Here is a 19,987-nt window from a genome sequence, read left to right on the forward strand (position 1 = left end):
GGGGGGGGGGGGGGGGGGGCGGCGCGGGTTCTCCTTGGGGTTGGGGGTGTGGTCGGCCGCGGCCGGCGCCGTCGGCGGCCCGCTGCTGCTCGACCCGTCCGGCACCCTCGCCGGCGACGCAGGGCTTCCCTCCCTGACCGGCCCGTTCCTCCTCGCCGTCCTCACCTGCGCGATCGCCGCGGCCGCCGCCACCGGCACCCCGCGCGGACGGTCGGACGCCCTCACCCCACCGGTGCCCGTCCGCAGGCTGATCCGGACCCCCGCCGCGCGGTCCGCGCTGACGGTGATGGTGACGGCGCAGGTCGTGATGGTCGCCGTCATGACCGCCGCCCCGCTCGACATGCACCTGCACGGCGACGGCCTCGACGCCGTCGGGATGACCCTGTCCGCCCACACGCTCGGCATGTTCGCGCTGTCACCCGTGACGGGTCGCCTGTTCGACCGCTTCGGCGCCCGTCCCGTGATCGTCGGCGGGCTGCTCACCCTGGCGCTGTCCACCGCGCTCGCCGCCGTCGCCACCGGCTCCGTGGGACGCCCCCTGGCGCTGTTCCTGCTCGGCTACGGCTGGAACCTGTGCTTCGTCGGCGGCAGCGGCCGGCTCGCCCGCGACCTCCCCGAGGCGGACCGCCCGCACGTCGAGGGCGCCGTCGACGCCGCCGTCTGGACGATCGCCGCCGCCGCGAGCCTGGCGTCCACCGCCGTCCTGTCGGCCGGCGGCTACGCGGCGCTGGCCTGGGCGTCCTGCGCCGCCGTGCTGCTGATCACGCTCGTCCAGATACGGCGCTAACTCAGATGCGCCCTGTGCCGTGGCACACGTTGCAGCGCTCATGGGTGGCGGTGCTGGTCCCGGTCCCGTTGCAGCCGGGGCACGACCGCGTCGCCGGCTTGTTGTGCTTGCCCACGTCCACCACCTCCCCCGGCGCTCATCCTAGAGGGTCGGGCCCGCCGGACGCCGTCCCCCGCCCAGCAGTTCGGGGGGCGGCCCGCCGCGGTTCACCCGGACGGCCGAGTGCCCGCCGTCCCCCGGCGCTTGTACGCTGTCCTCCACGAGCGCCGACCTCCCGACTTGGCGCACCGAGTAAGGAGAACGCGCGGGTTGGTGCCCCTGCCGCTGTCCACCGTGATCCGGCCCTACGACTGGGGGTCGCGCACCGCGTTGCCGGAGCTGCTCGGCACCGCGCCGACCGGGCGCCCGCAGGCCGAACTGTGGGCGGGCGCGCATCCGGCCGCCCCGTCGTCGGTGGACGGGACGCCGCTCAACGTCCTCATCGAACGCGACCCGGCCGGGATGCTCGGCGCGCCCTCGCTGGCCCGCTTCGGCCCGACGCTGCCCTACCTGCTCAAAGTGCTCGCGGTCGAGAAACCGCTCTCCCTCCAGGTGCACCCCACCATGGCGCAGGCGCGGGCGGGCTTCGCCGCCGAAGAAGCACGCGGCATCCCGATCGGCGACCCCGCCCGCACCTACAAGGACCCTTTCCACAAGCCCGAGATGGTCTGCGCCCTCACCGACTTCCACGGCCTCTGCGGCTTCCGCGAGCCGACCGCGACGGCTGCCCTCCTCGACGACCTCGCCGTCCCCGCGCTGCGCCCCTGGGCGGAGACGCTCCGCACCGCACCGCCCGCGCAGGCCCTCCGCACCGTCCTCACGGAGATGCTGGACGCGGCCTCCGCTCCGATCCTCCAAGCGGTCGAACCGGCCCTCACCGGCGTCCACGCCGACATCGCCCGCGCCTACCCCGGCGACCCCGGCGTCCTCGCCGCGCTCCTGCTCAACCACGTCGAACTGAAGCCCGGCGAGGCCCTCTTCCTCGACGCCGGAGTCCCGCACTCCTACCTCGGCGGCCTCGCGATCGAGGTCATGGCGAACTCCGACAACGTCCTGCGCTGCGGCCTCACCCCGAAGCACGTGGACGTCCCCGAACTGATGCGCGTCGTCGAGTTCGCCCCGTCCGCCCCCGCCAGGGTCGAACCCGCCGGCGACCTCTACCGGCCCGGCGTCGACGAGTTCACCCTCGTCCACCACGACCTCGCCGACGCGGTCGACCTGCCCACCGGCCTGCCCCAGACCCTGCTCTGCCTCGAAGGCGAGGCGACGCTCGCGACCCCCCGGCCCCTGACCCTCGCCCGCGGCGAGGCCGCCTTCGTCCCCGCCGGCGCCCCCGCCGTCCACCTCACCGGAAAAGGCACGCTCTACCGCGTCCTCCCGGGGATCGGGTCATGACCGTCCTCGCCCTCGACATCGGCGGCACCAAGTTCGCCGTCGCCCGCGTCGACCCGTCCGGAACGCTCCTGGACCGCGCCGAGCATCCCGTCGGCCAGTCGCCCACCGCCACCCTCCGCGGCCTCGTCGCCGACTTCGCCGACCCCTCCGTCACCGGCGTCGGCATCGGCTCGGCGGGCCCGATCGACACCGCCGCCGGCACGGTCAGCCCGATCAACATCCCCCGCTGGCGCGGCTACCCCCTCGTCGCTGCCGTCCAGCGCCTCGTCCCCGGCGTCCCGGTCTCCCTCGCGGGCGACGCCCAGTGCATGGCCCTCGGCGAATGGTGGCGCGGCGGCCACGGCGCCCGGTCCCTGCTCGGCATCGTCGTGTCGACCGGCGTCGGCGGCGGCCTCATCCTCGACGGCCGCCCCTGGACGGGCCGCACCGGCAACGCCGGACACATCGGCCACGTCCTCGTCGACCACGAGGGCGAGCCCTGCGTGTGCGGCGCCCGCGGCTGCCTGGAGACGGTCGCCGGCGGCCCCAGCATGGTCCGCTGGGCGCTCGCCCAGGGCTGGACCCTCGCGACCGGCCGCCCCGACGCCAAGGCCCTCGCCACCGCCGCCCGCGGCGGCGCCCGCATCCCCCTCGCCGCCTTCCAGCGCGCGGCCGCCGCCCTCGCCACCGCCGTCCTCGGCACCGCCGCCGTCCTGGACGTCCGCGACGTCGTCATCGGCGGCGGCGTCGCCGCCTCCGGCGACCTCCTCCTCGACCCCCTCCGCAAGGCCATCGCCGAACGCGCCGGCATGCCCCACCTCCGCGACCTGAACGTCGCCGCCACCACCCTCGACCGCGACGCGGGCCTCTACGGCGCCGCCGCCCTGGCCCTCCTCGCCTCCAACACCCCCCTGACCCCGACCCCCCGAATCCCACCCTCAACGCTTCCTTAACGCGGGCATAAGGGGCGGGCGCTTGGGGCGGTGGGGTGCGAGGTTCGTGGCGTGGCACTGCGAATGGGCAAGAACACCGGTTCGTCCGGCCCCGGTTCGGCGGGGCGGGGGATGCGCCCCGCGGTGGTCGCCCGGGCCTTCCAGGCGCTGCCGTCCGCGCATCGCGAGATCCTCACCGAGACGGTCTTCCGGGACCGGTCGGTCAACGAGGCCGCGGCGTCGCTGGGGGTGCCGGTGGACGTGGTCAAGGTCCGCGTCTACCACGCGCTCCGCGCACTGAGTGCGGCGCTGGAGGCGTCCAGGTCCGCCGTCTGACGGCGGATAAATGGGTTGCCGGGCGGGAATCGCCGCGGCAGCATGGGTGTTGCACGGAATGAGACCGGGAGGAGAGGGAAATGCGTCGCCATCGAATGCACGGCCGTAGCCTTTCCGGTCTCGGGAGTCGCCGAGGGACATGAGCAGTACGTTCCGACGTTGACCGCCCGCAGGCCGCGGGCGGTCTTTTTGTTTTCCCGGAGGGTTGGCCGAGTGGGAAGGCAGCGGCTTGCTAAGCCGTGGTCAGGGGCGACCCTGCGCGAGTTCGAGTCTCGCACCCTCCGCCCCAGGTGGGGATGCTGGTGTGTCCGGCGGATTCATATCCCGCAGCAGGCAGGTTCGATTCCTGCACCTGGTACGCAGTGACATGTCTCCGTGGCGCAGTGGAGAGCGCGCCGGGTTGCGGACCCGGAGGTGGCATCTGGTTGGCCAGGGCCAACAGGGCTTCCTGCCGGAGACACGGCCTTCGTGGTGTAGTGGTCTGCACGCCAGGTTGTGGTCCTGGAGGTGTCGGTTCGATCCCGATCGAGGGCCCTTTGTCCTGGCGGTGACCGACAGATATTGCCCATGCGCGGACATCCGGTTGCGTTGTGTTTGATCAACCCTGGAAAAGCTTTCCGCATGCGCACCTCCCTGCAATCGATGCGGTCCCGGCTCCTCGCGCTCGGCGCGCTGGCGGCGCTGGCGCTCGTCGGCTACGGCGGGCCCGTGCGGGCGGAACCGGGACCCGCCCCCTACCTTGACCCGCACCTGTCCGTCCAGGACCGGGTCGATGACCTGCTCGACCGGATGAGCCTGGCGGACAAGCTCGGCCAGATGACGCAGCCGGAGCGCAGGTACGTCACGCCGGACGAGGTCACTCGCTACCGGATCGGGTCGGTGCTGTCCAGCGGCGGGTCGGCGCCCGAGCCGAACACGCCGGAGAGCTGGGCCGACATGTACGACGGGTTGCAGCGGGCCGCGCTCGCCGGGCCGCTGCGCGTCCCGCTCATGTACGGCGTGGACGCGGTGCACGGCCACAACAACATGGTCGGCGCGACGATCTTCCCGCACAACATCGGGCTGGGCGCGACCCGCGATCCCGCGCTGGTCCGCAGGATCGGCGCCGCGACCGCGGCGGAGATGGCGGGGACGGGCGTCGACTGGGACTTCGCCCCGTGCGTCTGCGTCGCCCGCGACGACCGGTGGGGGCGGACGTACGAGTCGTTCGGCGAGGTGCCGGAACTGGCGACGATGATGACGACGGTCATCGACGGGCTGCAAGGGGACGAACTGGGCGGCCCCACGTCGGTGCTGGCCACGGCGAAGCACTACGTGGGGGACGGTGGTACCGAGGGCGGCGACGACCGGGGTGACGTGCGGCTGCCGGAGAAGGAGCTGCGCGCGGTGCACCTGCCGCCGTTCCAGGCGGCGGTGAAGCGCGGCGTCGGCTCGGTGATGATCTCCTACAGCTCGTGGAACGGGCTGAAGATGCACCAGAACAAGTACCTCATCACGGACGTGCTGAAGGGCGAGCTGGGCTTCGGCGGGTTCGTGGTGTCGGACTACAACGGCATCGACGAGATCGACGGCAAGCCCGGATTCACCAAGGACGAGGTCGCCGCCGCGATCAACGCCGGCATCGACATGGTGATGGTGCCGACCGAGTGGCGCCGCTTCATCGACTACCTGCGGGACGAGGTGAAGAACGGCGACGTCCCGATGGAGCGCATCGACGACGCGAACCGCCGTATCCTGACCAAGAAGTTCGAGCTGGGCCTGTTCGAGGAGCCGATGGCGGACCGGTCGCACCTGAAGACGGTCGGCAGCGCCGCGCACCGCGCGCTTGCGCGAAGGGCGGTCGCCGAGTCGCAGGTGCTGCTGAAGAACGACGACGACGTCCTGCCGCTGGACGACGACGACAAGGTGTTCGTCGCGGGCCGCAGCGCGGACGACATCGGCATGCAGTCCGGCGGCTGGACGATCACCTGGCAGGGCAAGCCGGGCCCGATCACCCCGGGCACGACGATCCTGGACGGCATCCGCAAGGCCGCCGACCCGGACGCGACCGTCACCTACAGCAAGGACGGCTCCGGCATCGACCCGTCCTATGACGCGGCGATCGCCGTGGTGGGCGAGACCCCGTACGCGGAGTACCACGGCGACCGGACGGACGGCCTCGGCCTGGACGACGCCGACCGCAAGACCATCGACCGGCTGCGCGACGCCGGCGTCCCGGTGGTCGTGGTGCTGGTGTCGGGCCGCCCGCTGGACGTCGCCGAGGACCTGCCGAAGTGGGACGCGCTGGTCGCGGCGTGGCTGCCGGGCACGGAGGGGCAGGGCGTCGCCGACGTCCTGTACGGCGACGCCGACCCGCGCGGGAAGCTGCCGGTGACGTGGATGCGCAGCGGCGACCAGGAGCCCATCAACAGGGGCGACGGCAAGAAGCCGCTCTTCCCGTTCGGTTACGGCCTGACCTATGACTAGCCGAGGTCTCGATCGTCCCCGCTGACCTGGCTATCCTTGGCGCAGCCGCGCGCCGGGCGGCCCCGCGCGCCGATCGCCGTCGAGAGGTGCCGTGTCGCAACGTCCGCTGCTCGGGGCAGATCCCTCGGTGCTCCGCCGCCTCAACTCGGCCGCGACCCTGCGGGCGCTGCGCGACGGCGGCGAGGCGACGCTGTCGGAGCTGGCGGCGCGGGTCGGGCTGTCGCGGCCGACGACCGAGGGCGTGCTGGGCGAGCTGATCCGCCGCGGGCTGGCCGCCGAGGACGCGCCGCGGCCCGGCGCCGGGCTCGGCCGTCCCGCGCGCCGGTACCGGTTCCGCGCCGAGGCGGGGCACGCGCTCGGCATCGACATCCGGGCGCACCGGGTGCGGCTGCTCGTCGCGGACCTCACCGGCGAGGTCGTCGGCGGCCGCAGCACCGCGCTCGACCCGCTGGCCCCGGCGGGGGAGCGGATCGCGGCGGTGCGCGCCGCGGTCACGGCGTTCCTCGGCGCGGTGCGGGTCGGCCGCCGGTCGCTGTGGGCGGTCGCCGCCGGCACCCCCGGCGTCGTCGCCCCGGACGGGACGGTCACGTCCTGCACGGTGCCGCCGGGCTGGGCGGGCGTCCGCCTGGCCCGCGAGCTGGGCCGCTCGTTCCGCTGCCCCGTCCTGGTGGAGAACGACGCCAACCTCGCCGCGCTGGCCGAGCGGTGGCGCGGCGCCGCCCGCGCCGCCGACGACGTCGTGTGCGTGTACGCCGCGCTGGACGCCGGGACGGGCGCGCTGATCGGCGGACGGCTGCACCGGGGCCGCCGCGGCGCCGCCGGGGAGGTCGGCATGCTGCCCGAGCTGGGGCTGCGCGACACCGCGGCGGCGCTGGCGGGGGAGCCGTCCCTCGACCGGGCGGTGCGGGTGCTGGACGCGGCGGCGGCCGGCGACGAGGCGGCGCGGGCGCGGGTGAACGCGCTCGCCGCCCGGATGGCCCGGGGCGTCGCGGCGATGGCCCTCGCGCTCGACCCGGAGATGATCGTCGTGGCGGGGCCGCTGGCCGGGGCCGGCGGCCCGCTGGTCGACGAGCTGCGCCGGCTGGTCCGGCCGCTGTGCCTCGCCCCCGTCCGGGTCGAGGGCTCCCGGCTGGGGGACGAGGCGGTGGGGCTCGGCGCCGTCCGCCTCGCGCTCGACCGGATCGACGAGGACCTCTTCCGCCTCGACCACGCCGCCTCGACCGCGCCGCCCCGGCGTGGCCGGTGACGAACGCGCCGCGCGAAACGGTCCGCCGTCCTGTCGGGGGGAGGTTGTAGGGTCCCGGAGGTACGGGCGAGCGGGGACCGGACCAGACGGGCGGGAGCGGCATGAGCGCACAACCGGTAGAGCCATCCCTTCCGGGCCGGGTCCACCGGGTCCCGCGGACGGTCGCCGGCATCGGCGAGTGGCTGACGGAGGAGAAGCGCGCCGCGTTCCTGGCGGAGGTCATGGCCGCCAAGGAGGAGGACGACTTCAAGCGGGTCATGGACCGCTGGTGGGCGGAGGCGCACCTCGACCAGGCCCCGGGGCGCCGCGAGCGCCGCGACTGGGCGCTGACCGCCGACCGGAGCGAACTGGTGTCGCTGGAGGAGATCATGCGTCGGAGCCGGTCGCGCGAAGGCGCCGGGTGACCTTTCACAAGGCCGGCTGGACCGTCTTCTGCGTGGAGGAGGCGGCCGGCGTCATCGAGTCCATGCCGCCCCCGCTGAAGCACTTCATGATCAGGTTCTTCTGCGACTTCGCGGTCGCGGGGGCCGCGGCGATCGGCTCGGGGGGCAGCCCGCCGGGCGATCCGCAGGACGACGCCGGCGTCGCGTACTGCGTGGCGGTCGCGAGCGCCTCGGTGTTCTTCGACTACGTGGTGCTCGCCGACATCCAGGAGTTCCGCATCACGAAGCTGGTATGGCTCGGATGACGGCGTGGCCGAGGGCTAGGGCGTCAGCGGGTCGCTGAAGGTCCAGCCCTCGGTGAGCAGGGCGTCGGTCGCCGCGACGGCGGCGGCCAGGCGTTGCTCGTGGGGCCCCGTAACGGTGATGTGCGGCAGGCCCCGCTTCTCCAGTTCCTCCTGGAAGCGGCCCGACATCCACGACCGGATCGACTCGCCGTCGCGCAGGCCGTCCTGCTCGAACGGGACGCCCTCCGGCGACGTCAGGATCCACAGGTGGTGCGGGACGCGCTCGTGGACGGCCTCCACCTCCGGCGCCGGGGTCCCGAGGTAGCGCTCGTGCCACACGACGGTCGCGAACGCGTCGGTGTCGCAGACCAGCAGCGGTGACCCCGACCGCGCCGCCGCGTCCTCCAGGGCCGCGTGGCGTTCGGCGATCTCGGTGAACTCGGCCGTCTCCCAGACCAGGTCGTCCAGCCACAGCGCCGGGTCGCCGGCGGCGCGGCGGGCGGCGGCCAGCTTCTCCTCGGTGAACGTCCGGCCGTACTCGGGCACCCACCGGGTCGCGGCCCACACCCCGCCCCGCTCCCCGTAGTGCGCGGCGAGCGCGCGGGCGAGCGTCGTCGTCCCGGTCGACTCGGCGCCGACCACCGCGACCCGCCGCGCCAGGTGCGCCCGGACGGGCGGCGACAGGAACTCCCAGTGCGCCGCCGGGTCCGCCCGGACGGCGGTGCCGCTGACCGGGTGGCGGTCGCGCGGCGGGTCGACCGGGACGTGGACGGCGGAGAAGCGCTCCGCCAGCTCGGGCCCGTACGCCTCGGAGCTGAACACCGCGTCCACCGGCGGGACGTGCACGCCGAGGCCGGACCGCATCGCGAGCCCCGCCCGGAACGCCACGACGTGCGCCGACCAGATCTCGTCCGACCCGTAGTCGATCTCCGCGTCGTCCACGACGGGGAAGACCTCGACGTGCGGCTGCCGGTGCGCCTCGCGCAGCCACGCCGTCCGCAGCGCGAGCGGGACGCTCTCCACGCTGGACGCGGCGACGACCACGCTGACCCGGTCGCACGCCGCCGCCGCGGTGTCGATCAGGTGGTGGTGGCCGGCGTGCGGCGGGTAGAACTTGCCGATCACGAGCCCGTGCGCGTACCTCACGCCGCCGCGACCGCCGGTTCCGCCGCGCGGGCGCGCAGGTCGCGGCGCCAGGCCAGCAGCCCGGAGACGCACAGCGCCAGGAAGACGATGTACAGGGCGCTGGTGAGCTTGAGGTCCTTATGGAAGTACAGCGGGATGTAGACGAGGTCGGCGGTGATCCACAGCCACCACGACTCCAGCAGCTTCCGGGACTGCCCGTAGATCGCCATGAGCGAGATCGCGGTGGTGAGGGCGTCCCAGAACGGCACGGTCGAGTCGGTCCACGCCGACAGCGCCCAGGTCAGGACGGCGGTCCCGGCGGCGCCCGCCGCGATGAGCGCCGCCCAGTCGCCGGGCCGGGTGCGCCGCACCGGGAGCGCGTCCCGGCCGTCGCCGCCGTACAGCCACACCCACCACCCGTACAGCTGGAGTGCGACGTAGACGACCTGGAGCCCGGAGTCGGCGTAGAGGCCGCCGTCCAGGAACACCAGCCCGAGCAGGACCACGTTCGCGATGCCGATCGGCCAGTTCAGGATGTTCTGCCGGACGACGAGCCACACGTTCACCGCGCCGGTCGCGAAGCCGAGCAGCTCCGCCCACGTGGTGGGGACGGACCCGAGATGGAACGCGGGCTCCAGCAGCGGGCCCAGCGGAACGTGCACCGACATGCCCGCAATGATCACATATCGCCGGGCGGCGGCGCAGGTCAGGCGGGACTCAGCAGGACGAGCGGCTCCGTGGTCGGGCGCGCCGAGCCGCCGGCGGGCTCGACGGTGACGCCGAGCTTGTCGGCGGGGCGCCACGTCCCGGCGACGACGGGGCCGGTCCGCCCGGCGGGCAGCAGGCCCGCCGAGCGCGGCCCGGCCGGGTCGATCAGCCACAGCTGGTACGCCTTCGACGGCGGCAGCGCCCGCAGCCCGGACGCCGAGACGACCACCCGCCCCCGCAGCGCGGACGCGACGATCGTGACCGTCCCGCCCCCGGCGGCGCGGCCCGCCGCCGCGCGCGCGTCCGGCGCGGACAGCACCGACGCGACCTCCCGGTAGGCGGCCTCCGTCCGCTCCACCCGGTGATGTTCGCGGACCACCGCGCCGACGGACGCCGCCGTCACCAGGCAGGCGGCGGCCACCAGTCCGGCGACGGCCGCGCGCCGCCACCGCCGCGGCCTGACCGGGCGCGGCGGGGCCCGGCGCGCCGCCTCCGGGACGGGCGGGAGCTGCCGGACGTCCCGGACTCCCGCCAGCACCCGGCCGCGCAGCGCCGCCGGGGGAGCCTCGGCCGCCGCCATGGCGAGCCGGGCCGTCGTCTCCCGGAACTCGCGCAGCTCGGTCGCGCACGCCTCGCAGCCGGCGAGGTGCGCCTCGAACAGCCGCCGCTCCGCCGCGTCGTCGATCGCGTCGAGCGCGTACGCGCCGGCCAGGGCGTGCGGATCGTCGCTCATCCCGCCACCCCCAGGCAGTCGCGCAGCCGGATGATTCCGTCGCGCATGCGGGTCCGCACCGTGTTGGGCGGCGCCCCGACCAGGGCGGCGACCTCGCGGTAGGTGTGGCCGCCGTAGTAGGCGAGCGTCACCGACTCGCGCTGCAGCCGGGTCAGGGTCCGCAGGCAGCGCCGCACCCGCTCGTGCTCCAGCCGCGTCTCGACCCGCTCGGCCACCGGGTCGGGCACGCTGCCCGCCCCCGTGCCGCCCGCCCCCGTGCCGCCCGCTCCCTCGCGGGCCGCCCGCGCCTCGCGCTCGCCCGCGGCCTGCTCGCGCCGCACCCGGTCCACGGCCCGGCGGTGCGCGATCGTCGCGATCCACGCCATGGCGCCGCCGCGCGCGGGGTCGTAGCGGGCCGCGGACCGCCACACCTCGATCATCACCTCCTGCGCCACCTCCTCCGCCATCGCCGGGTCGCGGACGACCCGCCGCGCCAGCCCGTACACCGCCGGCGCCGCCGCGTCGTACAGCAGCTCGAACGCGCGCTCGTCGCCGCGCGCGACCCGGCCGAGCAGCACGTCCGCGTCGTGCGCGGGCACCGTGCCGCCGCCCGGCGGTCCCGTCTCCGCCGGCATGCCGCGCTCCCCTCGGTGGCCCGTCCGTCCGGCACCGCGGACCGGGCGCCGCCTCGGACCGGACGTCATGGGACGAGTCCGCGCAGCGTCAGCCCGAGCCCGAGGAGGACGACCGCCGCGGATGTCCCTACGGGCATCATTCCGCTCGGCAGCCGTGGCCGCATGGCCGGAATGCGCCGCAGCAGGGCGCGCCCGGAGCCGGCGACGAGGACGCCCACCGCCGCGAGCGCGGCGGCGAGGCCGAGACCGTAGGCGAGGACGAGCACGACCCCGAACCACGCCCGCCCGATCGCCGCGCCGCCGACCAGCACCACCACGGCGGACGGGCTCGGCACCAGGCCGCCCGCCAGCCCCATGAGCACGACCCCGCCCCGCCGCGAATGCGGGTGAGCGTGACCATGTCCATGTCCAGGCCCATGGGGGTGGCGGCGGTTGCGGAGGGCGCGGCGCAGCAGCACGATCCCGGCCGCCGTCACGAGGACGCCGCCCGCCGCGCCGAGCCAGGAGAACAGCGCGTCCGGCGCGAGGACCGTCCCGGTCGTCACGAGCACGCCGAGCGCCAGCACCCCCGCCGTGTGGGTGAGGGCGACCGTGAGGCCCAGGGTGAGGACGTCCCGCGCCCGCCGCCGCCCGTCCCCGATCGCGTGCGCCGCCATGATCGTCTTCCCGTGGCCGGGCGCGAGCGCGTGCAGCGCGCCGAGGAGCAGCGCGGCCAGGAAGGCGAGCGCGGCGAACCCGGGCGTGAGGTCGCGGCGGGCGACCAGGGACGTGAACCGCTGCGTGAGCCCGTCCGCGCCGCGCGGCAGCAGCCGCTCCGGGCTGCGGCCGGACGCGGGCGCGGCGAGCGGCGCCCCGCCCGGCCGGACGGTGAGCGCCGCCGACCGCCGGTCGAGCGGGGAGGCGAGCCGTTCCGCCGGGTAGGCGGTGAGGCGGCGGCTGGCGGAGGTCCCCGGCACGTCGGACGCGGTCAGCGTCATCCGGTCGCCCCGCGCGGTGATCTCCCGCCAGCCGGTCCGGCCGTCCGCCCCGCCGTCCCGGAAGGTGACCGCCCCGGGCCCGCCGGGCGCGGTGACGCGGCATTCGAGGCGCAGCGTCGGCAGCCCCGCCTGCCCGCGCGGCGCGGTCGCGGACGCCGCCGCCACCGACGCGGCGACGGCGCGGCCGTCCACCGTGATCCGCATGGACGACGCGGCCTGCCCGCAGGCCCCGGCCGCCCAGGCGGACAGCTCGGCGGCGGACGGGCGCCCGTCGCCGTCGGCGTCCACCTCGGGCATGGCCTGCGCGGCGGGGGATCTCCGCGAGGTCCTCGACGTGGTCGACGCGCAGCTCGTGCGGGGCCGCGACGAGCCCGTCGTAGCGGTTGACGGAGAAGTTCCCCAGCGGGTGCGCCGCCAGCAGCCCGGCGGCGAGCACGGCGGCGATCACGGTGCGCCTCCGAGGGTCGTCCAGTGCGGCCCTGGCACGCGGCGCCCACAGCGGGGAGAACCGCGAGTTGAGGCGCAGCGCCGCGGCCAGGTTGCGCCGCGCGGCGGCGCGCTTCCCGGCCGCCTTCTCGATGGCGCCGAGGTGGAAGCGGAACAGCGCACTGCGGTAGCCCGTCGCGGTCGCCTGCCGGGCGTAGCGCAGCGCCTCCGCGTCGCGTCCGTTGACGTGCAGGGCCCAGGCCGGCGTATCCGCCGCGTGCACGCTGCACTGCCGCATGCCGCGGCCGGGGCAGCGTCGCTCGTACTCGGCGCGCGCCGCCTGGAGCGCCGTCTTCGGATCGCCGTAGTCGGCCTCGGCCAGCGCGGTCTCCAGGTCGGCGGCGACGCCGTTCGCCTCGGCGATCCGCGTCCACGCCGCCGCGACCGCGTACTGCCGCCCGGCCTCGTCGCGCCGTCCCGCCGACTCCAGTAGCTCGCCGTACTCGGTCAGGTGGCGCGGCAGCGGTAGCCGCCGGACGGTCTCGGCCCGGTCGGCGAGCGCGCCCGCGACGTCGCCGCGCGCGGCCCGGACGCGGGCGCGGCCGTCCAGCGCGGGCAGGTACCCGGGCGACGCGCGCAGCGCCTCGGCGTACTCGCGGCCGGCCCGCCCGAGGTCGCCGCCGTTCCAGGCCAGCTCGCCGAGCTGCGCCGCGATGTAGGCGAGGTCGCCGCGGTCGGTCGCCGACGCGCGCGCCAGCTCCAGCACGCGCCGCGCCTCCCGCACCTCGCCGCGCAGCTCCCGCACGTACGCCAGCCGTGTGAAGACCGGGACGCCGGGGCGGACGGAGTCGGCGCGGCGGGCGGCGGCGAGGGCCTCGCCGTAGCGGCCCAGCTCGACCAGCGCGTCCACCCGGACGGCGGCCGCCCGCTGCCCGTACGGGTTCGCGGCGAGGGCCCGGTCGGCGTTCCGCAGCGCGCCGTGGAAGTCGTGCCGGGCCGCCGCCAGCGCGCCCAGCCCGGCGAGCGCGCCGTCGTTGCCGGGCGCCTCCCGCAGGGAGCGCCGCAGGACGTCGTCCGCCTTGGGGTAGTAGGTCGGGTCGCCGGTCACCCTGGCCTGCTCGACGTACGCGACGCCCAACGCGGCCCAGCCCGATGCGTCGCGCGGCTGCTCCCGGAGCCGGGCCTGCAGCGCGGCGATGCCGGAGCCCGGGGCCCCGGCCGGCCGGGCGGCGGCGGGCGCATCGGACGGGCGGCCGAGCACGATCGCCGATCCGAGCGTCAGCGCCGCGACCAGCCCGGCGGCCGAGACCCCGGCGATGAGGGGGCGCATCAGTTCTCGTGCCGTCCCGCCGCGGGGCGGCGGCGCCGCCACCACAGCAGCCCGCCGGCCAGCGCGAACCCACCGGCGGCCGACAGCGCCGCCACCGGCAGCGCGGAGAGCGGCCCGCCGCCGCCGTCCGGCGCGTCCTCGACCGCGCCCGCGTTGAGGAGGTTCACCTGCTCGCCGTCCTTCTTCGCGGACGTTCCGGACGCCCGCGCGCCCGGCCTCGCAGCGCCGCGCACGTCCGACCCGGAATGCGGCTGCGCGACGTACGGGAACGCCTTCCCGAACCCGGCGTCGTTGGCGTTGACGGCGTCGCCCAGGTCGTTCTTCGTGCCGAGCAGCTCGCCCTCGACGGCCTGGAGCTCGATGTCGACGACGTCGTCGGTGAGCCGCCGGCCGTTCGGGAAGCCGGCCTTGTCGCCGCCGAGCACGCCGAGCCGGTCGGGCTTCGGGGCCGGCCTGATGGAGGTGTTGAGCCGCAGCAGCTCGGCCGGCCGGACGCGCGCCGGCTTGTTCAGCCCCGGCACGCCGGTCAGGAACGCCTGGACGAGGTCCTGGCGCGGCCCGGGCGGCGCCGGGATCCGGTAGATCTTCTCGATCAGCTTCGGCAGCTCCGGGTCGGTGACGAACCCGGCGAACTGCGCGTCCTGCCATGGCGTGGACGCGTTGAACGCGTCCTTCCTGCCGCGCGGGATGACGACCTCGTTCACCAGCGGGCTCCCGAGCCGCGACACCTGCGCGTACTCCCCGGACGCGGTGAGCCGCGACACCGTCGAGTTCACCCCGATCACGGGGTCGTTCCCCGTGACCAGATGCCGCGTGGGCACCTGCACAGCGATGGTGTTGACGTTGTATCCGCGCAGGGTGTCGTTGCCGACCTCCTTGAGGTTCGCCCCGTAGAGCAGGTCGAAGACGCGCAGGTCGAGGAAGAACGGGTCGTCGGCCTGCCCGGCGAACGCCGCCACCCCGTTCCCCGCCGCCCTGATCGCCTGCGCGCGCAGCGCCGCGTAGTCCGGCATCGACGCCCTGCCCACGTTGGACGGCGCGACCGGCGCGTTCCCGGCCAGTTCGCGGACGCTGTGCACGGTGCCGTCCACGCGCCGGATCAGCGTCAGGTCGTAGGTCTGGGTGAAGTTGAGGTCCGGGTCGTCGAGGCTGGTCACCGGCCCGGTGTTGTAGAGGAACGTGTTCGGGTTCTTCAGCCGGTCGTGGAACCGGAACCGGTAGGTGAGGTCGGGCAGCGAGTCGCCGTCGTTGTCGATGTTCAGGTCGTAGCGGGCGTCGCGTGCGAACTTATAGAAGTTGGGCCCGCCCGCCGGGTCCTGGAAGGGGATGAAGTTCGCGATCAGCGTTGTCGTGTCCGGCCTGTCCGGGCTGACGAACGCGTACACGTCGGTGTTGTCGTACTGCGGCTGCCCGGAGATGAGCGGCGCCTCGCGGTGGCTGGACGCGGTGCCCGGCCTCGGCGCGAGCCCGGCGGACGCGCTCGCCAGCAGCAGGCCCCCGGCGGCTGCCAGCGCGGCGGCCCGCGCCCTGGACGTCTGGAGTGTCGGCATCGTGAACCCCTGCCCGGCCCCGGATGCCCGCCGCGGCGGCGCCGGTCCGTCGGCGCTGGGCCAGGTCTGCCGCGACGCCGGATCGACCGGTCTCTTCGCCATGCCCGCCCCTCCTTCGCGCCCCGCGCCCGACCTGATTGGTCCGTCCGGCGCGCTGGCCGGATGCGGTCACCGCCGAACCGCGAAGGGCCTCCCGCCGACCGGCGGGAGGCCCTTCAACGGTGTGCCGCGCGCTACGCGACGATCAGCAGCGGGTTCTGCAGGAGCTCGGCCAGGCGGGCGAGGAACTGCGCGGCCGTCGCGCCGTCGGTGGCCCGGTGGTCGACCGACAGCGTCACCGCCATGCGCTTGCCAGGGACGACCTCTCCGTCCCGGACGACGGGCTCGTCCCGCACCGCGCCGACCGCGAGGATCGCCGCCTCCGGCGGGTTGATCACCGCGGAGAACGAGCTGACGCCGAACATGCCGAGGTTGCTGACGCTGAACGTGCCGCCGCTCATCTCGTCGAGCTTGAGCTTGCCCTCGCGGGCCTTGCCGGCCAGCTCGCGGCTCTCCGCGCCGATCTGGGAGACGCTCTTGCGGTCGGCGTCCTTGACGACGGGGACGACGAGGCCGTCCTCCACGGCGACGGCGATGCCGACGTGGATCCGCTTGTGGAAGAGCAGGTTCTCCTCGGTGTAGGAGACGTTCACCGCCGGGTGCTCGCGCAGCGCGGTCGCGACCGCCTTCACGATCAGGTCGTTCACGCTGACCTTGGCCGGGGCGAGCGCCTCGTTCAGGGTCTTGCGGAACGCCAGCAGCGCCTCGGCGTCCACCTCGCGGTTGAGGTAGAAGTGCGGGGCGTCGCGCTTGCTCTCGGTCAGCCGCTTGGCCGCGACCTTGCGGAAGCGGTTCAGCGGGACGGCCTCGACGTCCTCGTCCGCCGCGCGCGCCTGGGCTGCGGGCGCCGGGGCCGCGGGGGCGGGAGCGGCCGGTGCGGCGGCGGCCGGTGCCTCGGCCGCGCCGCCGGAGCGGATGGCGGCCTCGATGTCGGCGCGGACGATGCGCCCGCCCGGACCCGACCCGGACAGCGACGCGAGGTCGATGCCGTGGTCGCGGGCCAGCCGGCGCGCCAGCGGCGACGACGGCGGGCGGGTCGCCGCGGAGCGCTCCGGCGCCCGCGCGGGAGCGGCGGCCGGAGCCGCCTCCTCGGCCTTGGCCGCGGGTGCGGTGGCCTCGGGTGCGGCGGCCGCGGGCTCCGGCTCGGGCTCCGGTTTCGCCTCCGGCTCGGCGGCGGGCTCCGCCGGCGCGGCCGGCGCGGCGCCGCCCGCCGGGGCGATCCGGGCGATCGGCGCGCCGATCGCGGCGGACTCGCCCTCGGGGACCAGGATCTCCTCCAGCACGCCGGCCTCGTAGGCCTCGTACTCCATGACCGCCTTGTCGGTCTCGATGTCGACGAGGACGTCGCCGACCGCGACCTCGTCTCCCGGCTGCTTCTGCCAGGAGCTGATGACGCCCTCCTCCATGGTGTCGGAGAGGCGGGGCATGAGGATCTCGGTCATGAAACGTTCTCCAGAACCGGGCGGCCGGTCGCGCGGAGCGTGTCGCGGACGGCGGTGAGCAGGGACTCGGCGGACGGCAGCGCCGCCGACTCCAGGGACTTGGCGTAGGGGAGCGGCACCTCGGCCATCGCGACGCGGCGGACCGGGGCGTCCAGCCAGTCGAACGCGCCCTCCTGGATGGTCGCGGCGATCTCCGCGCCGATGCCGTAGGTGAGCCAGTCGTCCTCGGCGACGACCGCGCAGCCGGTCTTGCGGACCGAGTCCACGATGGTCTGGCGGTCGAGCGGGCGCAGGCTGCGCAGGTCGACGACCTCCGCGGACACGCCCTCGGCGGCGAGCTTGTCGGCGACCTCGCCGGCCACCCGCGCCATCCGCGAGTAGCCGATGAGCGTGATGTCGGTGCCCTCCCGGGTGACGCCGGCGCGGCCGATCTCGGCGGGCTCGACGTCCTCGATCGCGTTGGGGATCTCGCCCTTGGTGTTGTAGAGGGCGAGGTTCTCCAGGAACAGCACCGGGTCGTCGTCGCGGATCGCGGCCTTCAGCATCGCCGACGCCTCGGCGGGCGTGGACGGCGCGACGACCTTCAGCCCGGGGATGAACGAGTAGAACAGCTCGACGTTCTGCGAGTGGGTGGCGCCGAGCTGCTGCCCGCCGCCGCCCGGCGTGCGGATCACCATCGGGACGCTGGTCTGCCCGCCGAACATGCCGTAGATCTTCGCGGCGTGGTTGACGATCTGGTCCAGCGCGAGCAGCGAGAAGTTGATCGTCATGATCTCCACGACCGGGCGCAGGCCGAGCATCGCGGCGCCGATCGCGGCGCCGACGAAGCCCTCCTCGGCGATCGGGGTGTCGCGGACCCGCTTCGGCCCGAACTCCTTCAGCAGCCCTTCGGTGATCTTGTAGGAGCCCTCGAAGAGCCCGATCTCCTCGCCCAGCAGCAGGACGTTCTCGTCCCGCAGCATCTCGGCGCGGAGGGTGTCCCGGAGGGCCTGGCGGTAGGTCACGGTTGCCATGGGGGTGCCTCTCAGGAACGGAATACGGGGTCGGCGGGGAACCGGCGGAGGTCGCCCGGGACCGGGGTGGCGTAGGTGTAGTCGAACAGCGTGGAGACGTCGGGAGCGGGGCTCTCGTCGGCGAACGCGGCGGCCTCGTCGACCTCCGCGGTGACCTCGGCGTCCAGCCGGTCGCGGTCGTCGTGGGACAGGATCCCGGCCTCCTCCAGGTCCAGCGCCATCTTCGCGAGGGGGTCGGCGGCCTTCAGGGCCTCCTTCTCCTCCTTGGTCCGGTAGCGGGCCGGGTCGACGACCGAGTGGCCCTTCAGCCGGGGGCTGAGGGTCTCCAGCAGGTAGGGCTTGCTCTCGGCGCGGGCGCGCTCGACGGCGACCGCCGCGGCGTCGCGCACCGCGACGACGTCGGCGCCGTCCACCCGGGCGCTCTCCATGCGGTAGGCGGCGCCGCGCTTGTAGAGCTCGGGCTCGGCGGCGGAGTTCTCCACGGTGGTGCCCATACCCAGGCCGTTGTTGATCACAACGAAGACGATGGGGAGGTCCCACAGGCCGGCGATGTTCAGCGACTCGTGGAACGCGCCGATCGCGGCCGTCCCGTCGCCCATCTGGCACATGACGACCTCGTCGCCGCCCTTGTAGGAGACGGCGAGCGCGGCGCCGGTCGCGAGCGGCAGCTGGCCGCCGACGATGCCGTACCCGCCGAGCAGCCGGGTCTCGACGTCGAACAGGTGCATCGACCCGCCCCAGCCCTTGGACACGCCGGTGGAGCGGCCGTACAGCTCGGCCATCACGCGGTCGGCCCCGATGCCCTTGGCGATCGCGTAGCCGTGCTCACGGTAGTTGGTGAACAGGTAGTCGGTGGGGCGCAGCGCGGCCATCAGCCCGACGACCGTGGCCTCCTCGCCGAGGTTCAGATGGCAGTACCCGCCGATCTTCGCCTCGGTGTAGGCGCGGGCGGCGCGCTCCTCGAACCGCCTGATCAGCAGCATCTGCCGGTAGTAGCCGACGAGCGTCTCGGCGTCCTCTGCCGGGACGGATCCGTTCGGCGGCGGCGCGGCGGACTTCGGCCCGGCGGCCTTGGCGCCGCGCGTTCTCCGGCCCCGCGCCGGAGCGGCCTTGGCGGTCTCAGCCATCGGCGACCTTCCTCTATCCGGGGTAGCGCCGTAGGATCGCCACGACACTCCCGATCATCATTGATCTATGATCGATCATATTCCACGCGGTCAGGATTCGCCTACCCCATCACGAGGTACTTACCCATCGTGGCGCTACGATCGAGTTTCGTGAACACGCCCGCCCAGCTGCTGCGCACCGGACTCGCCGACCAGATCCGGGAGTTCATCGTGGAGGGCATCAGCTCGGGCCGCTGGGAGCCCGGCGAGCGCGTCGTCGAACGCCGGATCGCCACCGAGCTCGGGGTCAGCCAGGGCCCCGTCCGGGAGGCGCTCCGCCAGCTGGAGGCGCAGCGGCTGATCGAGTCGCTGCCGAACCGCGGCGCCCGCGTCCGCGAGTTCACCGAGCGCGACCTCGCCGAGATCTTCCCGGTGCGCGCCGGGCTGGAGCGGACGGCCGTCGAGCTGGCCCTGCCCCGCCTGGCCGGCTGCGTGGACGCCCTGGAGGAGCACAACGAGCGGCTGGCCGAGGCCGCGCGGGACGGCGACCTGCAGGCGCAGATGCGGCTCAGCATCGCCTTCCACCGCGAGATCGTCGAGACGGCCGGGAACCGGCTGCTCGTCTCGGTCTGGGAGGGGCTCGGCATCGAGCTGTGGACGACGCTGTCGCTGCGCCTGCACCAGACGGAGATCTACTCCAAGTCGGCCGAGCACGCCGAGCTGATCGAGGCGTTCCGGCGCGGCGACCCCGAGGCGCCGCAGCTGCTGCACGAGCACGTCATGAACTACGCGCCGGCGTCGTGAACCCCGCCGCGGGGGCGCTCACCCCTGCGCGCGGTACGCCTTGGTGAGCTGCGCCTCGGCGTCGTCGAGGTAGGAGCGCAGCTCCCGCTCGGCCGCCGCGGCCTCGCCCCGCGCGATCAGGTCACCGGGATGGGCGTGCTGCGCATGCTGGAGGCCATCCGCGTGGTGTCGGGCATCAGCCCGTCCCGCACGCCGGGCCGCGAGCAGATCCGC

At 74.9% G+C, this 19,987-nt stretch carries 20 protein-coding genes and 3 tRNA genes; 13 read left to right on the top strand and 10 right to left on the bottom strand.

All coding sequences use genetic code 11. The annotated features are described in order from the left end of the window. Nucleotides 1-46 precede the first annotated feature (46 nt). From AB0K34_RS40520 to AB0K34_RS40570, 11 genes are all read left to right on the top strand, one after another. The gene (locus tag AB0K34_RS40520) at nt 47-787 is read left to right on the top strand and encodes an MFS transporter (protein ID WP_364553999.1); all 741 of its coding nucleotides are present in this window, start codon (nt 47-49) and stop codon (nt 785-787) included. A 312-nt stretch (nt 788-1,099) separates the two neighbouring features. Next, the gene (manA, locus tag AB0K34_RS40525) at nt 1,100-2,221 is read left to right on the top strand and encodes a mannose-6-phosphate isomerase, class I (protein WP_356948778.1); all 1,122 of its coding nucleotides are present in this window, start codon (nt 1,100-1,102) and stop codon (nt 2,219-2,221) included. Then, nucleotides 2,218-3,153 carry an ROK family protein gene (locus AB0K34_RS40530; protein ID WP_301176735.1) on the top strand — a complete coding sequence of 312 codons (936 nt, stop codon included), beginning with the start codon at nt 2,218-2,220 and terminating at the stop codon, nt 3,151-3,153. Before manA ends, AB0K34_RS40530 begins: the two co-directional genes overlap by 4 nt. Nucleotides 3,154-3,204: 51 nt before the next feature. Continuing rightward, nucleotides 3,205-3,468, top strand: coding sequence for a sigma factor-like helix-turn-helix DNA-binding protein (locus tag AB0K34_RS40535; RefSeq protein ID WP_301176736.1), 264 nt, complete (start codon nt 3,205-3,207; stop codon nt 3,466-3,468). Between the two features lie 199 nt (nt 3,469-3,667). Further along, a tRNA-Ser gene (locus AB0K34_RS40540) sits at nt 3,668-3,752 on the top strand. Nucleotide 3,753: 1 nt separating this feature from the next. Further along, nucleotides 3,754-3,826, top strand: a tRNA-Met gene (locus AB0K34_RS40545). Between the two features lie 104 nt (nt 3,827-3,930). Continuing rightward, nucleotides 3,931-4,002, top strand: a tRNA-His gene (locus AB0K34_RS40550). Between the two features lie 87 nt (nt 4,003-4,089). After that, nucleotides 4,090-5,934 (top strand): glycoside hydrolase family 3 N-terminal domain-containing protein, encoded by a 1,845-nt coding sequence (locus tag AB0K34_RS40555; protein ID WP_301176737.1) that lies wholly within the window; start codon nt 4,090-4,092, stop codon nt 5,932-5,934. 91 nt (nt 5,935-6,025) lie between these two features. Further along, nucleotides 6,026-7,180, top strand: a complete 1,155-nt coding sequence (locus tag AB0K34_RS40560) for an ROK family transcriptional regulator (RefSeq protein WP_301176738.1) — start codon at nt 6,026-6,028, stop codon at nt 7,178-7,180. A gap of 101 nt (nt 7,181-7,281) precedes the next feature. Further along, nucleotides 7,282-7,584 carry a hypothetical protein gene (locus tag AB0K34_RS40565; protein ID WP_301176739.1) on the top strand — a complete coding sequence of 101 codons (303 nt, stop codon included), beginning with the start codon at nt 7,282-7,284 and terminating at the stop codon, nt 7,582-7,584. Further along, entirely contained in the window at nt 7,581-7,868 is a 288-nt protein-coding gene (locus AB0K34_RS40570; RefSeq protein ID WP_301176740.1) for a hypothetical protein, read from the top strand. The genes AB0K34_RS40565 and AB0K34_RS40570 overlap by 4 nt, the downstream gene beginning before the upstream one ends. 15 nt (nt 7,869-7,883) lie before the next feature. Here AB0K34_RS40570 and AB0K34_RS40575 read toward each other — a convergent pair whose 3' ends face one another. From AB0K34_RS40575 to AB0K34_RS40595, 5 genes are all read right to left on the bottom strand, one after another. Beyond that, entirely contained in the window at nt 7,884-8,993 is a 1,110-nt protein-coding gene (locus AB0K34_RS40575) for an AAA family ATPase (RefSeq protein ID WP_301176741.1), read from the bottom strand. Then, nucleotides 8,990-9,640, bottom strand: a complete 651-nt coding sequence (gene pnuC, locus AB0K34_RS40580) for a nicotinamide riboside transporter PnuC (RefSeq protein WP_301176742.1) — start codon at nt 9,638-9,640, stop codon at nt 8,990-8,992. The genes AB0K34_RS40575 and pnuC overlap by 4 nt, the downstream gene beginning before the upstream one ends. A 38-nt stretch (nt 9,641-9,678) precedes the next feature. After that, complete coding sequence (locus AB0K34_RS40585) at nt 9,679-10,413, bottom strand: anti-sigma factor (protein ID WP_364554003.1); 735 nt, start codon at nt 10,411-10,413, stop codon at nt 9,679-9,681. Beyond that, nucleotides 10,410-11,027: an ECF RNA polymerase sigma factor SigK gene (sigK, locus tag AB0K34_RS40590; RefSeq protein ID WP_364554005.1), complete on the bottom strand. Its 618-nt coding sequence runs from the start codon at nt 11,025-11,027 to the stop codon at nt 10,410-10,412. Before sigK ends, AB0K34_RS40585 begins: the two co-directional genes overlap by 4 nt. 65 nt (nt 11,028-11,092) lie before the next feature. Then, nucleotides 11,093-12,301, bottom strand: coding sequence for a hypothetical protein (locus tag AB0K34_RS40595; protein ID WP_364554007.1), 1,209 nt, complete (start codon nt 12,299-12,301; stop codon nt 11,093-11,095). A gap of 406 nt (nt 12,302-12,707) precedes the next feature. Between AB0K34_RS40595 and AB0K34_RS40600 the strand changes: the two genes are divergently transcribed. After that, on the top strand, nt 12,708-12,923 hold the full coding sequence (locus tag AB0K34_RS40600) for a hypothetical protein (RefSeq protein WP_364554008.1): 216 nt from the start codon (nt 12,708-12,710) through the stop codon (nt 12,921-12,923). An 836-nt stretch (nt 12,924-13,759) separates the two neighbouring features. Here the strand turns inward: AB0K34_RS40600 and AB0K34_RS40605 are convergent. From AB0K34_RS40605 to pdhA, 4 genes are all read right to left on the bottom strand, one after another. Continuing rightward, nucleotides 13,760-15,412, bottom strand: coding sequence for a DUF4331 domain-containing protein (locus tag AB0K34_RS40605; RefSeq protein WP_364554010.1), 1,653 nt, complete (start codon nt 15,410-15,412; stop codon nt 13,760-13,762). 131 nt (nt 15,413-15,543) lie between these two features. Further along, nucleotides 15,544-16,851: a dihydrolipoamide acetyltransferase family protein gene (locus tag AB0K34_RS40610; protein ID WP_364554012.1), complete on the bottom strand. Its 1,308-nt coding sequence runs from the start codon at nt 16,849-16,851 to the stop codon at nt 15,544-15,546. Beyond that, nucleotides 16,848-17,864, bottom strand: coding sequence for an alpha-ketoacid dehydrogenase subunit beta (locus AB0K34_RS40615; protein WP_138641531.1), 1,017 nt, complete (start codon nt 17,862-17,864; stop codon nt 16,848-16,850). The genes AB0K34_RS40610 and AB0K34_RS40615 overlap by 4 nt, the downstream gene beginning before the upstream one ends. 11 nt (nt 17,865-17,875) lie before the next feature. Next, complete coding sequence (gene pdhA / locus AB0K34_RS40620) at nt 17,876-18,991, bottom strand: pyruvate dehydrogenase (acetyl-transferring) E1 component subunit alpha (protein WP_138641530.1); 1,116 nt, start codon at nt 18,989-18,991, stop codon at nt 17,876-17,878. 150 nt (nt 18,992-19,141) lie between these two features. Here pdhA and AB0K34_RS40625 point away from each other — a divergent pair, with 150 nt between their 5' ends. Beyond that, complete coding sequence (locus AB0K34_RS40625; RefSeq protein WP_240808544.1) at nt 19,142-19,774, top strand: GntR family transcriptional regulator; 633 nt, start codon at nt 19,142-19,144, stop codon at nt 19,772-19,774. A gap of 18 nt (nt 19,775-19,792) precedes the next feature. Here the strand turns inward: AB0K34_RS40625 and AB0K34_RS40630 are convergent. Next, nucleotides 19,793-19,987, bottom strand: a 195-nt coding sequence (locus AB0K34_RS40630; RefSeq protein ID WP_364554014.1) for a hypothetical protein, incomplete at its 5' end; no start/stop codon positions are given.

The sequence above is a fragment of the Actinomadura sp. NPDC049382 genome (assembly GCF_040677125.1).
Lineage (GTDB): Bacteria > Actinomycetota > Actinomycetes > Streptosporangiales > Streptosporangiaceae > Spirillospora > Spirillospora geliboluensis.